The sequence below is a fragment of the Rhodanobacter umsongensis genome (assembly GCF_042654965.1).
In the GTDB taxonomy this organism is placed as follows: domain Bacteria; phylum Pseudomonadota; class Gammaproteobacteria; order Xanthomonadales; family Rhodanobacteraceae; genus Rhodanobacter; species Rhodanobacter umsongensis.
In genome coordinates this window covers 245,734-259,587 of sequence record NZ_JBHSMK010000002.1, presented here as the reverse complement: position 1 = coordinate 259,587, position 13,854 = coordinate 245,734, and the positions used below count along the sequence as shown (strand labels likewise).

At 66.3% G+C, this 13,854-nt stretch carries 12 protein-coding genes and 1 pseudogene; 9 read left to right on the top strand and 4 right to left on the bottom strand.

What is annotated here, in order from left to right; all coding sequences use genetic code 11:
- Positions 1-64 precede the first annotated feature (64 nt).
- The 3 genes from ACFPME_RS01175 (at position 65) to ACFPME_RS01165 (ending at position 5,508) form a co-directional block, all read left to right on the top strand.
- The gene (locus ACFPME_RS01175; protein WP_377301195.1) at positions 65-2,662 is read left to right on the top strand and encodes a glycoside hydrolase family 3 protein; all 2,598 of its coding nucleotides are present in this window, start codon (positions 65-67) and stop codon (positions 2,660-2,662) included.
- 54 nt (positions 2,663-2,716) lie between these two features.
- Positions 2,717-4,249, top strand: a complete 1,533-nt coding sequence (locus ACFPME_RS01170; protein WP_377301193.1) for a glycoside hydrolase family 30 protein — start codon at positions 2,717-2,719, stop codon at positions 4,247-4,249.
- A 281-nt stretch (positions 4,250-4,530) separates the two neighbouring features.
- Positions 4,531-5,508: an alpha/beta hydrolase gene (locus ACFPME_RS01165; RefSeq protein WP_377301191.1), complete on the top strand. Its 978-nt coding sequence runs from the start codon at positions 4,531-4,533 to the stop codon at positions 5,506-5,508.
- A 111-nt stretch (positions 5,509-5,619) separates the two neighbouring features.
- Here ACFPME_RS01165 and ACFPME_RS01160 read toward each other — a convergent pair whose 3' ends face one another.
- Both ACFPME_RS01160 and ACFPME_RS01155 read right to left on the bottom strand, forming a co-directional pair.
- The gene (locus tag ACFPME_RS01160; RefSeq protein WP_377301189.1) at positions 5,620-5,991 is read right to left on the bottom strand and encodes a response regulator transcription factor; all 372 of its coding nucleotides are present in this window, start codon (positions 5,989-5,991) and stop codon (positions 5,620-5,622) included.
- Position 5,992: 1 nt separating this feature from the next.
- Positions 5,993-7,402 carry an RAD55 family ATPase gene (locus ACFPME_RS01155; protein ID WP_377301187.1) on the bottom strand — a complete coding sequence of 470 codons (1,410 nt, stop codon included), beginning with the start codon at positions 7,400-7,402 and terminating at the stop codon, positions 5,993-5,995.
- 454 nt (positions 7,403-7,856) lie between these two features.
- Between ACFPME_RS01155 and ACFPME_RS01150 the strand changes: the two genes are divergently transcribed.
- Positions 7,857-9,062 (top strand): serine hydrolase domain-containing protein, encoded by a 1,206-nt coding sequence (locus ACFPME_RS01150; protein ID WP_377301185.1) that lies wholly within the window; start codon positions 7,857-7,859, stop codon positions 9,060-9,062.
- Positions 9,063-9,141: 79 nt separating this feature from the next.
- Here the strand turns inward: ACFPME_RS01150 and ACFPME_RS01145 are convergent, their stop codons facing one another.
- Positions 9,142-10,233, bottom strand: a complete 1,092-nt coding sequence (locus ACFPME_RS01145) for an alpha/beta fold hydrolase (protein WP_377301183.1) — start codon at positions 10,231-10,233, stop codon at positions 9,142-9,144.
- 373 nt (positions 10,234-10,606) lie between these two features.
- On the opposite strand from ACFPME_RS01145, the gene ACFPME_RS01140 reads away from it, so the two are divergent.
- The 5 genes from ACFPME_RS01140 to ACFPME_RS01120 all read left to right on the top strand — a co-directional run bounded on the left by ACFPME_RS01140 (position 10,607) and on the right by ACFPME_RS01120 (position 13,671).
- Complete coding sequence (locus ACFPME_RS01140; protein ID WP_377301181.1) at positions 10,607-10,789, top strand: hypothetical protein; 183 nt, start codon at positions 10,607-10,609, stop codon at positions 10,787-10,789.
- Positions 10,790-11,048: 259 nt separating this feature from the next.
- Positions 11,049-12,101, top strand: a complete 1,053-nt coding sequence (locus ACFPME_RS01135; protein ID WP_377301179.1) for an NAD(P)-dependent alcohol dehydrogenase — start codon at positions 11,049-11,051, stop codon at positions 12,099-12,101.
- 141 nt (positions 12,102-12,242) lie between these two features.
- The gene (locus ACFPME_RS01130) at positions 12,243-12,692 is read left to right on the top strand and encodes a helix-turn-helix transcriptional regulator (protein ID WP_377301177.1); all 450 of its coding nucleotides are present in this window, start codon (positions 12,243-12,245) and stop codon (positions 12,690-12,692) included.
- Positions 12,693-12,725: 33 nt separating this feature from the next.
- On the top strand, positions 12,726-13,136 hold the full coding sequence (locus tag ACFPME_RS01125) for a VOC family protein (protein ID WP_377301175.1): 411 nt from the start codon (positions 12,726-12,728) through the stop codon (positions 13,134-13,136).
- 106 nt (positions 13,137-13,242) lie between these two features.
- Positions 13,243-13,671 carry a DUF1801 domain-containing protein gene (locus ACFPME_RS01120; RefSeq protein WP_377301173.1) on the top strand — a complete coding sequence of 143 codons (429 nt, stop codon included), beginning with the start codon at positions 13,243-13,245 and terminating at the stop codon, positions 13,669-13,671.
- On the opposite strand, the pseudogene ACFPME_RS01115 reads toward ACFPME_RS01120, so the two are convergent.
- Positions 13,628-13,831, bottom strand: a pseudogene (locus ACFPME_RS01115) (hypothetical protein); the annotation flags it as partial. The gene ACFPME_RS01120 and the pseudogene ACFPME_RS01115 overlap by 44 nt on opposite strands.
- Between the last annotated feature and the right edge of the window lie 23 nt (positions 13,832-13,854).

Below are 13,854 nucleotides of genomic sequence, written 5' to 3'. Positions count from 1 at the left end.
TCGCTAGCGCGCGCACGATGTTCGCGTCGTGCGCGCATGTTTGATGGTTCGAATGAGGGTTCCGATGATCGGTATCAGGTGGGTGGCTCTGGCTTGCGCCAGCATGTGGATAGGGGCGGCAGGCAGTACGGCGGCGGCAGCGGACGTGGCTCTCGCTGCAGCTTCCACCATCATCACGGAGCAGGCGCTCGCGCCGACCCACTACACCGATTGGCCGCGAATCCGTTCCCGCGCGAAAGTCGACCCGCATCTTGATGCCCGGGTGCACGATATCGTCGCGCACATGAGCCTGGCGCAGAAGATCGGCCAGATGACGCAGGCGGAGATCAAGTCGATCACGCCCGACCAGGTCCGGCAGTTCCAGATCGGTTCGGTGCTCAACGGCGGTGGCTCGTGGCCGCAGGGCAACAAGCACGCCGGCGTCGCGGACTGGCTCGCCCTGGCGGATCGCTACTACGACGCTTCGATGGCGGTCGATTCCCCGGTGAAGGTGCCGGTCATATGGGGTACGGACGCGGTGCACGGCGACAGCAACGTGTTCGGCGCCACGCTGTTCCCGCACAACATCGGTCTGGGTGCGGCGCATGACCCGGAGCTGATCCGGCAGATCGGCGCGGCCACCGCGCGCGCCGTGCGCGCCACCGGCGTCGACTGGGCCTTCGCCCCCACGCTGGCCGTTGCGCAGAACGCGCGCTGGGGCCGCACCTACGAAAGTTTCTCCAACGACGGCGCGCTGGTGCGCACCTATGCGCGGGCCTATGTCGACGGCTTGCAGGGCGATTTCGGCGACGCGAACGTGATGGCGACGGCCAAGCACTTCATCGGCGATGGCGCGACTGCCAACGGCACCGACCAGGGCGACGCCAGGGTGAGCCGGCTGGACATGATCAATGTGCACGGGGCGGGCTATTACGGCGCGCTGGAAGCGGGCGTGCTCAGCGTGATGGCGTCCTACAACAGCTGGGACGACGTGGCCGATGGCGTCGATTACGGCAAGATGAGCGGCGCGACGGCGCTGCTGACTGGCGCATTGAAGGGCAAGATGGGCTTTCCCGGTTTCGTCGTGTCCGACTGGAACGCGATCGGCCAGCTGCCCGGCTGCAGCAACGCGAGCTGCCCGCAGGCCATCAATGCCGGCATCGACATGGTGATGGTGCCTGACGACTGGCGCGCGTTCATCGCCAACACGCTGGGCCAGGTGCAGGACGGCGAAATCCCGATAACGCGCATCGACGATGCGGTGAGCCGCATCGTGCGGGCGAAGCTGGCGATGGGAGCGTTCGGCAAGCGTCCGTCGCAGCGCGCCGGCGCGGGCGACGTGCGCCTGCTGCAGGACCGTGCGCTGGCACGGCGCGCCGTGCGCGAATCGCTGGTGTTGCTGAAAAACAACCACGACGTGCTTCCGCTCAAGCGCGGCAGCAAGCTGCTGGTGGTCGGCAAGAGCGCCGACAGCCTGGCGAACCAGGTCGGCGGCTGGTCGCTGACCTGGCAGGGCACCGACAATGGCAATGCCGATTTTCCGAACGCCACCAGCGTGCTCGCGGGCATCCGGGCGGCGGACGGCGCAGCGAATGTCACTTACCGCGCGACCACGGACGGCGTGGATCTCAAGACGTTCGACGCCATCATCGCGGTCATCGGCGAGACGCCTTATGCCGAGACCATGGGTGACATCATTCCGTCGGCGACGCTGCGCCACAGCGACCGCCACCCCGAAGACCTCGCGGCATTGAAAGCGGTCGCGGCGTCAGGCAAGCCGGTCGTGACGGTGTTCCTGTCCGGACGTCCGCTCTACGTCAACGACCTGCTCAACCTGTCCGACGCATTCGTCGCCGCCTGGCTGCCCGGAACCGAAGGCGACGGCATCGCCGACCTCCTTTTTGCCGATGCGGCAGGCGGGCGCGCCTTCAATTTCACCGGGACGCTGGCCATGCCGTGGCCGGGCCTGCCGTGTGCGGACGCCGGCGGCCGCGACAAGGCGGCGAACTGGCTGTTCGCGCGTGGCTATGGGCTGCACTATCCCAGCCATCACGAACTGCCGCCGCTGCCGGCACATGCCGGTGTCGGAATCTGCGCCAGCACGTCGACGTTGCCGATCTTCCACACGCTCGCCCAGTCTCCGTTTGCGTTGTACCTGGGCGCGGGCAGCCGGGGCCACGATGTCCATGCCATCGGGTCGGATCTGAATTCAGTCATCGAGTGGCCGGCTGTCCATCCAGTCGTCAGCCTGCAGACTGTGCAGGTCAACACGCAGCAGGATGCCAAGTCCGTCACCTGGCACGGGCCCGCCCGGTTTTTTGCGCAGAGCCCGCAGCCGGCCAACCTGATGCCGCTGGTGGCCGCGCATGCCGCGCTGCAGTTCGATGTGGTGATCGGCACGCCGGCCCGCAGCCCGGTCACGGTCTACATGGGCTGCGGCGACGGTTGCGTCCGGCCGCTGGACGTCACCCGCATGTTCGCTGCGTATGGCGCAGGTAAGCGGCATGCGGTATCGCTGCCGTTGCGCTGTTTCGTCACGTCCGGCGTGGATCTGGCACATGTCGACGTGCCGTTCGGGGTCCTCGCCACGGCGCCTTTCTCGGCGGCCTTTGCGAATGTGAGGATCGTCGCGGAGGGCGGAAACGGCGCGAGTGAAGCATGCCCCGAGACCGCGGGTCGATGAGTGCGGGAACAGGGATGCATGGGGCCGGAGTAGTCCGTGGCAAGCGCGCGCTCCATGGATGAAGAGCAGGGGGTGGGTCGCTGGACGGCGATTGCGGCGGTAGTCCTGCTGACGCTGTTGGCGTTGCTGGCCATGCACTGGCCGCGCCCGCTGCCTTTCAAGGGAACCCTTGCCGAGGTGCTGGCGCCGACCGGACCCATCGTCCACGTCTGGTTGAGCACGGCCGATCGAAGCCTGCGCCTCGCCCAGCAGCCCGATGTTGTCGCTGACGGGCACGACGCCGGCATCAGCCCGTCCGATGTGGTCATCGACCTCACCCGCAAGTACCAGACCATGGCCGGTTTCGGTGCGGCCCTCACCGATGCTTCGGCCTGGCTGATCCAGAACAAGCTCAGCGCGTCGCAGCGAGCCGCGTTGCTGCGGGAACTGTTCGGCCCGCCGCCCGGGCTCAACTTCAACATCATGCGCATCACCATCGGCGCCTCGGATTTTTCGCTGCAGCATTACACGCTGGACGACATGCCTGCCGGCCAGGTCGATCCCGAACTGCAGCATTTCAATGTGGCCGTGGACCAACGCAACGTGATACCGGCCTTGCGCGAAATTCTGGCCATCCACCCCGGTTTGCGCATCATTGCCTCGCCGTGGAGTGCCCCGGCCTGGATGAAGACCAGCGCCAACCTGATCAGCGGGACCCTGCTCGAGCAATACGAAGAAGCCTATGCCGCTTACCTGGTGCGTTTTGTCGACGTATTCGAGGGCTACGGCATTCCGATCTTTGCGCTGACCGTGCAGAACGAGCCCGCTTTCGAGCCATTGACCTATCCTGGGATGGACCTGCCGGCGGAAGCGCGCGCCCGCATCATCGGCAAGTACCTTGGCCCCGCGTTGGCCGCGCGCAAGCCCGGCACCGTGATCCTCGGCTGGGACCACAACTGGGATGCGCCAGACCAGCCCTTGAGCGTGCTGGCCGACCCCGATGCGCGGCGCTATATCGCGGGTATCGCCTGGCATTGCTATCGCGGTGACGTCAGTGCGCAGGCTACGGTTCATCGCGCATTTCCGCACAAGGACGTGTACCTCACAGAGTGTGCCGGCGGTGACTGGCCGTCCGCCCGGAACGGCGAACTGCTGTTGTTCGCGCGCAATATCGTGATGGCGGGGATCACGAACTGGGCGAGCGGCGTCGTGTACTGGAACCTGGCGCTGGATGAAAACCATGGCCCGCACGCCGGTGGCTGCGACCTGTGCAAGGGCGTGGTCACCATCGATTCCGTGACAGGCGCGATCAGCCGCAATGACGAGTACTACGCGTTTGCCCATTTCAGCCGATTCGTGCTGCCGGGCGCCGTGCGCGTGAAGTCCGGCAACACCAACGCCGGCATCCACGAAGTGGCCTTCCAGAATCCGGATGATGGCTCGGTGGTGCTGGTGGCGGTCAACGGCGACACGCAGGCCAACCGTCTGTCGGTCAAGCAAGGTTCGCTGCGTTTCCAGTACGACCTGCCGGCGAGCAGCGTGGCGACATTCGTGTGGGCCGCCGCTGCGGCGCGCGCACCGGCATCGGCGGCAAGCTCTGCGCGGTAGCGCTACCTGCGACCATCGTGCCGACCGCGCGGGATCTCTTCATCACGCCATGCGCATGGCGAATCTCCAGGGATCAGCGCCGGGGTGACCTGGTCGCCGGGCAGTGCGCCTGCGCGGCGGCAGGAGATGCCGCCACCGAAGGCGGCCCGCTGCAGGCTTGCCCGGAAAAGTCCACGGAAGCGGCTGCAGCCGGCCCGGCGCGGCGTGCACTGTCTGGCGGGGGGCGAACCACTTTCCCGCCTTGATCGCACAACCTGGCGAACACAGAACGGAGGAGCGTCATGAAGCTTTGGGTGATTGTCGTGTGCCTGCTGGCTGCCTGCGTTGGCGCGCATGCGGAGACGAGGGTGTGGCAGCCTGGCGCCGGGCGCGTGCAGATGCGCCTGTGGCCAGGCACGCCACCGGATGCCCGGCCCGTGCCCGGGCCCGAATACACCGCGACCGGCAAGAAGTTGATCGGCGGCAAGACGGTCACCGGCGTCTACAACGTGTCGGAGCCGACGATGACGGTTTACGCCCCGATCGGGGAGAACACGGGAACCGCGGTGGTGGTGTTTCCCGGCGGCGGGTTCCAGGGGCTGGCCATGGACCTCGAGGGCACCGACGTCTGTGACTGGCTGACAGCCAGGGGCATCACCTGCGTGTTGTTGAAGTATCGCGTGCCGAGTATCCCTTATGTCTGGCAATGCGATTGCCGTCCGCACAACCGCGAGCTATCGGTGCCGTCATTGCAGGACGCGCAGCGAACGATGCGGCTGGTGCGTGCCCACGCGGCGCAATGGCACATCGATCCGCACAGGGTGGGCGTGCTCGGGTTTTCGGCGGGCGGCTACCTGGTGGCGGAGATCAGCACCAATTTCGCGCGCCCCCTGTATAAGCCGGTGGACGCTGCCGACGGGGAAAGCGCCCGCCCGGATTTCGCCATGCCGATCTATCCGGGGCATCTGGCGACCGATGACGACAAGTTCAATGCCAATCTCCCGGTCTCCCGCGACACGCCGCCGACGTTCCTGGTGCAAGCGGAAGACGACTACGTGGATGGCGTCAACCAATCGCTGGCCTATTACATCGCGTTGAAGAACGCCAAAGTGCCGGCCGAGATGCACTTGTATGCGCACGGCGGCCATGCGTTCGGGCTGCGGCCAACGTCGAACCCGATCACGCACTGGCCACCCCTGGCCGAGACCTGGCTGCGCACCATCGGGATGCTTCCCGCCGTTGCCCGGCAGGCAGGGATTCCAGGGAAAGCCGGTGGCTAAGGACGTTCGCTTCCGGCGGCAAACTCATTATTACGCCCGGGCGATAGTCATCCATCTCAGGGCGCGCGCTGCGGCTGTCGCTGCGCAGCGCGTGGACCGGGCGGCAGGCCCTCAGGGCGAGCGCACGTCGGGAGGGACGTGAAAAGCGCCCACCGTGCACAGCAGCTGGGCAATGCTGTAAGGCTTGGCGAGGTAGGCATCGTAATGCGGGCGAAGGGGCGGCAGGGACACTTCGGGTACCGAGGTGGCGAGCACCACGGGGTTGTGGAACCCGGCATCGCGCAGCCGCGCGATCATCTCCAGCCCGGTCAGCCGCGGCATCATGAAGTCGGTCAAGACCAGTTCGGGCTGATCCTGCAGTGCCATCTCCAGGCCCTCCTTGCCGTCGGAGGCCAGCGTCACGTGATAGCCGGCGTCCTCCAGCGCGACGCTCGCCACGAAGGCGATATCCGGTTCGTCCTCCACCAGCAGTATGCGCAGCATGTCAGGATGCACGCCCGGCATCGGCCAGGCGCAGGTCCGGTCCGAACGCGATGCCTCTGGCGGTGACGTGGAATTCCCGGCTGCGAGGGTCGAAGTCGCTGTCGCGCAGCTTGACGATCGACAGATGCCGCCGGAACGCCCCGTCGGGTCGACGGTAGTTGAGAACGAACACGTTGCTGACCATCGCCGACAACTGGTCGGCTGGCATCACCGTGTCGGCCATGTCGAGCTGGGCGATTTCCGACGTGTACATGGTGGTCGCACCCATGTCGCGCAGACGGGCGCTGAGCGCGTTGATCACCGCTGGAAGGCGCTGCGGAATGATCAGGGTGTCGCGGATTGCGACCAGCCCGTCCACGAGCACGCGCTTGGCGCCCATCCGCTGGGCGCGCACGATCAGCTCCTCGCCAAGCGCGTCGACGATGCTTTCCGAGGGCGGCTGCCACATCAGGTGCAGCGCGCCGGAATCGATCAGCCCATCCATATCCAGCCCGATGCTGCGCCCCTTGGCCCGCAGCCGCGCGGGCGTTTCGTAGAAGCCGAGCATCAATGCCGGCTGCTCGGTGCTGGCCTGCGACAGGAAATGCAGCCCCAGCGTGGTCTTGCCCGAACCGGTCGGACCCAGGGCCAGGGTGGACGAGCCCGCCGGCAGCCCGCCGTCGAGCAGCTCGTCCAGCGTGTCGATGCCGCTGCGCAGGCGGGAGGAGTCGACGTGCGGCGATGGTTCGGAATCCACGCTGGCTTCCAGGCGCGGATAGACGTTGATGCCCTGGCGGGTGATGCTGAACTCGTGCTTGCCGCGCAACACCGCGCCACCGCGGTGCTTCTTGACCTGCATCGTGCGGTAGGCGCGAAAGCCCTGGGTTTCATCGCACAGCTCGATCCAGCCGTCGATCATGGTGTGCTCGGGGCTGGTACCGGCATCGCGGGTCTGGTGGGTCAGCATCACCAGAACCGCCTTGGCCAGGCCTGCCACCCCCTGCAGCGAGTGGATGAACTTGCGGAACTCCTGCTCCGACGCCGTCGACTGCGCCACGAACGTGCCGTCAAGCACCATCACCGTGGCGTTGTGGCGCCGGATCTCGTGCTGCACCAGCTTGAGCAGGCCGGGAAGGCCATCGCGCTCGAGCACGCCATAACCGCTGACGTACTGCAGTGTGTCGGGCACGGCGCGTTCGTCGAAGAAGGCCAGCTGGCGGATGTAGCTCTGCATCCGTTCGCTGGACTCGGCCAGCAACGTCATGTACAGCGCGCGCCCGCCGCCGAGAATGTGCGAGTAGCAGAACTGGTTGGCGAGAATGGTCTTGCCGGCACCCGGCGGCCCCTGGATGATGTAGGCCGAGCCGCGAGTGAAGCCGCCGTCGGTCAGACGATCCAGCCCTTCGATACCGGTGGAGAACTTCTCGATCACTGCGGTGCTTCTCCCAAATCTGAAGGCTGCAGCGTCGTCGCCTTTCAGCGCGATGCGGGACGGCCGCCGATGGTAACCCACGCCTCTGATGGACACCAACCGCGGGCGGGGCGACAAGTGCCAATTGCTGCACGGAAACGATGAGCATGCAGGCTTTCCCGCGCTGGCGATGGGCATTCATGGCCGGCAGGCGGACCCGGTTCGAGCGGGTTGAGCAGGCTCAGGCTGGCCAGTCATGAGCGCGTTGTCAGCAAGGAGATCATTGGCCCGGCGGGCCAGTGGCCTTGCGAGGGCAGGAAACCATGATGCAGCGCGCATGAGCATGCAAACGCGACCGGCGCACACTCTGTCAGGCCAGATCCCGGTTCCGTGCGAATCGAACACGGGATAAGCATCCTCGCGTGCGCGGACCGTAAAATGGTGGTCCCGTCCCTGCCTTGTGGCACCCGTCGCCATGCATCCAACATCCTGCACCCGCCTGCTCGCCGCCGCCCTGTGCCTGATCGTCACCCTGCCGTCAGCCGCCGGCGATCAACGTGCCCCGACCATCGGCCAGCAACGCGAAGCGGTGCTGTTCTGGCCCCAGGCGCAACGCGAGGCGCAGTTCCGCCAGATGTACGAGCTGTTTCCCGGCGACCGGGGCGAACACGGCGCGCACGTGCACGAACTGCCGAAGGGCAAGCCGCTGGAACTTGGCGGGCAGGGCGCGGCGGGGCCGTTGTCCAGCTACATGGATCGGCACCATCTCGCCGGCGTGCTGGTGCTGCAGCATGGGCGCGTCCGCCTGCAGCGATATGCGCTGGGCTTCGGGCCGAAGCAGCGCTGGGAGTCGTTCTCGGTGGCCAAGTCGGTGACCTCCGTCTTGCTGGGGATCGCGCTGCAGCGGGGCGATATCCATAGCCTGGAGGACACGCTGGGCACCTACATCCCGGAGTTGCGCGATAGTGCCTACGCCAGGGTCACGGTGCAGCAGCTGCTGACGATGACCTCCGGCGTCCACTGGAATGAGGACTATGCCGACGCCAAGTCGGACGTGGCGCAGATGTATCTCCACGCTTGCGTCGATGGTCAGGCGCATGTGTTGTCGTATTTGCGCAAACAGCCGCGGCAATGGCCCGCCGGCGAGCACTTCAATTACAACACCGCCGAAACCGACCTGCTCGGCATCCTGGTGCAGCGGGCCACGCACCGTTCGCTGGCCGCCTACCTGTCGCAGACGATCTGGCAGCCGTACGGCATGGCTGCCGATGCGTACTGGCTCAAGGACGAATGCGATGGCACAGACACGGGCGGCAGCGGCCTGTCGGCCACCCTGGGCGACTATGCGCGACTGGGGCAGTTCATGCTCGACGGCGGACGCATCGCGAGCAAGCCGGTGGTCGCCAAGACGTGGCTTGCGGGCGCGATACGCCGCCAGGAAAACGTCGACGATCCCGAACACGGCTACGGCTATCTGTGGTGGACGGACAAGGACGGCAGCTATGCCGCGATCGGCATCTTCGGCCAGATGGTCTACGTCGACCCCTCTCGCCAGCTGGTGATCGCCCAGGTCGGTGCGTGGCCGCACGCCACGTCCGACGAGCTGGTGGCCGCGCGGTGGGCGTTCGTGGCCGCGGTCAAGCGTGCGGTGGATGCGGACCCGCAGAAGCCAACGCATTGATCGGATGACGTTGCGAAGAAGATAAATCCATGGGAACGAAGGCAGGTGACACTCGAGCCAGCTGCCTTCGAACAGGTTTCTACTTCGTCAGCGGCAGGATGCGCTCCTTGAGCATCTTGTATTCCGCGTCCACGACGTCCTGATTGGGATCGTGGCCGGCGTGTTCGAGCACCACCATGGCCTTCTGCGGTGCCTTCAGGCTGTCGTAATAGCGCTTGGCGACGCCGGGCGTGGCCAGCAGGTCATGCGCGCCTTCGACGAAGAACATCGGGATCGCGAAGTCGGTGCCGAGCTTCGGCAAATCGACCTGCGACGCCATGCCATCGCCGTGCATGCCGACGAAATTGATGAAGGAATAATCCTCGCCGGCCTCGTAGTCGGTCAGCGCCTTGGGCGTCGTGTATTCGGCCGCTGGCTTCCACCATGCGGCGGGTGGCGGCGTGGTGACCTTGGCCTCGTATTTGCGGATCACGCGGCGCACCTTGCCGAAGCTGCGCGGGTCGGTCCACGGTGGCGCGCCGACGCCTTCCAGCACCGCGAGTGCGGCCTTGTCGTCGGCGGCGCGCGCCAGGGCGACCAGGCCGGCGTAGCTGATCGCCTCGTTCTCGCGATTGCTGACCAGCTGTGACGTGCCCAGGTAGGCGTAGAACAGTTCAGGATGGGCCTTGGCCATGTGCACGCCGAGGATCGAGCCCCACGAGCTGCCCCATAGGATCACTTTCTTCTTGCCGTAGCGGCGGGCGAGGTAGGCGGCCAGCTCGGCTCCGTCATCGCTCATCTGCTTGATCGTCAGCGCCGCACCCGCCGCCGGCGGACTGCGGCCGTAGGTCATGCCGGCACCGCGCTGGTCCCACTGCACCAGGGTGAAGTCCTTGCTCCATGCACCATAGACCGCATCGGAGTAGGGGCTGAGCGGATTGCCCGGACCGCCGCTGATGAACAGGATGATCGGGTTGGCGCAGCTGTCGCCCTTGACCGTCACCCATTGCTCGATGCCGCCGATCACTACAAAACTTCTGTCGTCCAGCTTGCCTTTTTTCGCTGAAACACATGCAGGCGCGATGCCGGCATCGTTCGCCGTCTTGGTGGCAGGGGCAGCGGGAGCGGCGAGCGTGGCTTGCGCAAAGGCGCACAGCAGCGTGACCGCACAGACACGGGACAGCTTTAGCACGGTCGGCCTTCCATCGGATGAGCCGACAAGCCGCCGGCTTTGCATCATACGCATCGTTGCCCATCAAAAGGGGCGAAGGTCAGTCGACTCGGATGTCGAGGCGCGCGAGTTGGCACCGTCAAACGAAGAAGCCCGACGCCATCCAAGCGCGCGGTGGACGCGGAGCGGAAGTCGTCGACACACTGAGTCGCGTTGCTTTGCGAACCGATACGTGAATCAGGGCCAGTGCCTGGCATGCGGGCATCCGATATCAGGCCCGTTTCCGCAGCGCCTCCACCAGCAGCGAAAACGCCGGCGAAGGCTGGCGCCGGCTCGGGTAGTAGAAGTGGTAAAAGCGCCACATGTTTTCCCGTTCATGCACAGGAGCATCACCATGGAGATCATCCGCAACGGCTCGCAGCCCTCCGTCACGGGTCCGGTCGAGTACTTCACCGGCAAGGTGCGCATCGACTCATCGTTCAAGGGCATGGGCGGCGCGAGCGTGTCCGGCGCCAGCGTGACTTCGAGCCGGGTGCGCGCAGTGCCTGGCACACCCATCCGCTGGGGCAGACGCTGATCGTCACGTCGGGCAAGGGCTGGGACCCAGTGCGAAGGCGGCCCGATCGTGGAGATCAACGCCGGCGACATCGGCAACTGCCCGTCGAGCCAGCGGCACGGGCACGGCGCCACGCCAATCGGGCGATGACCACATCGCCGTCCAGGACGCGAAGAAACGGCAAGCGGGTCGAGTGGATGGAGATGATGGCCGATGAGGCATATCTTTGGGGGACCCACACCCTGATCCCGATCAACCATCGCCAGCAAGGAAAAGCCCCATGACCACCAAAGCCTACGGTGCGCACGCCGCCGACAAGCCGCTGCAACCCATCGACATCGCGCGCCGCGCGCCCGGCCCGCAGGATGTGCAGATCGACATCGCCTACTGCGGCGTGTGCCATTCCGACCTGCATACCGTGCGCTCCGAATGGAGCGGCACGCTCTATCCCTGCGTGCCGGGCCACGAGATCGTCGGCCACGTCAGCGCCGTGGGCGGCGCGGTGACAGGCTTGAAGGTCGGCGACACCGTGGGCGTGGGTTGCCTGGTCGGCAGCTGCCAGCATTGCGCGGCGTGCGACGAGGGGCTGGAGCAGTACTGCGAGAACGGTTTCGTCGGCACCTACAACGGCCCGACCGCGGACGCGCCCGGGCACACGCTGGGCGGCTATTCGCAGCGCATCGTGGTGGACCGGAAATTCGTGCTGAAGATCCGCCACCCCGAATCGCAGCTCGCTGCGGTCGCTCCGCTGCTGTGCGCGGGCATCACCACATACTCGCCGCTGCGGCACTGGAACATCGGCCCGGGCAAGAAGGTCGGCGTGGTCGGCATCGGCGGGCTGGGCCACATGGGCGTGAAGATCGCGCACGCGATGGGCGCGCACGTGGTGGCGTTCACCACCTCGGAGGGCAAGCGCCAGGATGCGCTGGACCTGGGCGCGGACGAGGTGGTGGTTTCGCGCAACGCCGACGAGATGAAGGCGCACGCCGGCAGCTTCGATCTCATCCTCAACACCGTCGCCGCCAGCCATTCGCTGGATGCGTACACGTCATTGCTCAAGCGCGACGGCACCCTGGTGCTGGTCGGCGTGCCGTCGCAGCCGCATCCCTCGCCGAACATCGCCAACCTGATCTTCAAGCGCCGGGCCATCGCCGGCTCGCTGATCGGCGGCATCGCCGAAACCCAGGAGATGCTGGATTTCTGCGCGGACAAGGGCATCGTCGCCGACATCGAGATGATCCCGGTGCAGAAGATCGACGAGGCCTACGACCGCATGCTGAAGAGCGACGTGAAATACCGCTTCGTCATCGACAACGCGACACTGGCCGGGTAAACCGCAGTGGCGGTGGGGCCACCTTGCCGCACCGCCAGGCCACACCTCGAACGGCGGACACGCGAACGGATCGGCCGCGGCAACCGTCGCCCCGGGTCGACGGGCTTGAGCACTTCCGCGCGCGGTGGCACGATCCCGCCGGTGACCAGCAAACCCACCGAAGCCCAGCATCTGCGCGAACTTGTCCGACTGCGACGCGTCCGTGACCGGATCGATCGCGACTACGCGCAGCCGCTGGACGTCGAGGCGCTCGCCCGCGGCGCGTACATGTCGGCTGGCCATCTCAGCCGCCAGTTTCGCGAGGCATATGGCGAGTCGCCGTACGCCTACCTGATGACCCGACGCATCGAGCGCGCGATGGCGCTGTTGCGGAGTGGCGACTTCAGTGTCACCGAAGCCTGCTTCGCAGTCGGCTGCGCATCGCTGGGCACCTTCAGCACGCGCTTCACCGAACTGGTCGGCATGCCGCCGGGCGAGTATCGGCGTCAGCAGGCCAGCGCGACCGTGGGGATGCCGCCGTGCGTGGCGAAACAGGTGACACGACCGATCAGGAATCGAGAAGCGCCGGCCGGCGAGCCGCCACTAGACTGATCGCCGGACATCACCAGCACAGAGAGTTGAACCATGGACATCGCCATTCATTCGAGTTTTCTCCCGCATACCGACCCTGCCGCGTCGCTGGCCTTCTATCGCGATACCCTCGGCTTCGAGGTACGCAAGGAGGTCGCGTACAACGGCATGCACTGGATCACGGTCGGCCCCGCCGGCCAGCCCGGAACATCGATCGTGCTGCATCCGCCGGCGGCCACTCCCGGCGTCACCGACGACGAGCGCCGAACCATCGTCGAGATGATGGCCAAGGGGACCTACGCCATGATCATCCTGGCCAGCAGCGACCTCGACGGTACCTTCGCGAAGCTGCAGGCCAGTGGCGCCGATGTGATCCAGGAGCCGACCGAGCAGCCTTACGGCGTGCGCGACTGTGCCTTCCGTGACCCCGCGGGCAACCACATCCGCATCAACGAGCTGCGCTGAGCGCTTCGGCGATCGTGGCCCGGGGCCGGGTAGATGGCTCCGGGCAATCGACGCCAGCGAAGGCGGCGGGCGAGTGACCCACGCGGCAAGCGAGCGAGGAACAGGCATGAAGTCAGCGACTACCAGCGCCGCCAGGGGCAAGCGTGGCGCGGCAGGAACGACAGCGGACGATCCGACCCGCCTGATCGATGCCAGGATCGAGGAGCTGGCTGACTGGCGCGGCGAGATGCTCGCCCGCATCCGCAAGCTCATCAAGCAGGTCGACCCTGAGGTCATCGAGGAGTGGAAGTGGCGGGGGGTGCCGGTGTGGTCGCATGCCGGGATCCTCTGTACCGGCGAGACGTACAAGAACGCGGTGAAGATGACCTTCGCCAAGGGCGCCTCGCTGGAGGACCCCGCGGGCCTCTTCAACTCGAGCCTGGAAGGCAATACCCGGCGCGCCATCGACATTCACGAGGGCGACGAGGTCGACGAGAAGGCGCTGAAGGCGCTCATCCGTGCTGCCGTGGCGCGGAACACCTCCTCAGCCAGATAAGGGGCAGAGATACACGCAAGCCGCCGCAGATCACCCGACAGGGGGCATCGCGGATCGCCGGGGCGGTGAGCCAGCGCAGGATGCGCGGGGAACGTACGGCGATGCCGGATGGGTGCCGCGACGAACGCTGGATGGCGTCGCTGGACAACTCGAACACGTTCACTTCCGCGGTCTGCCTGCGAT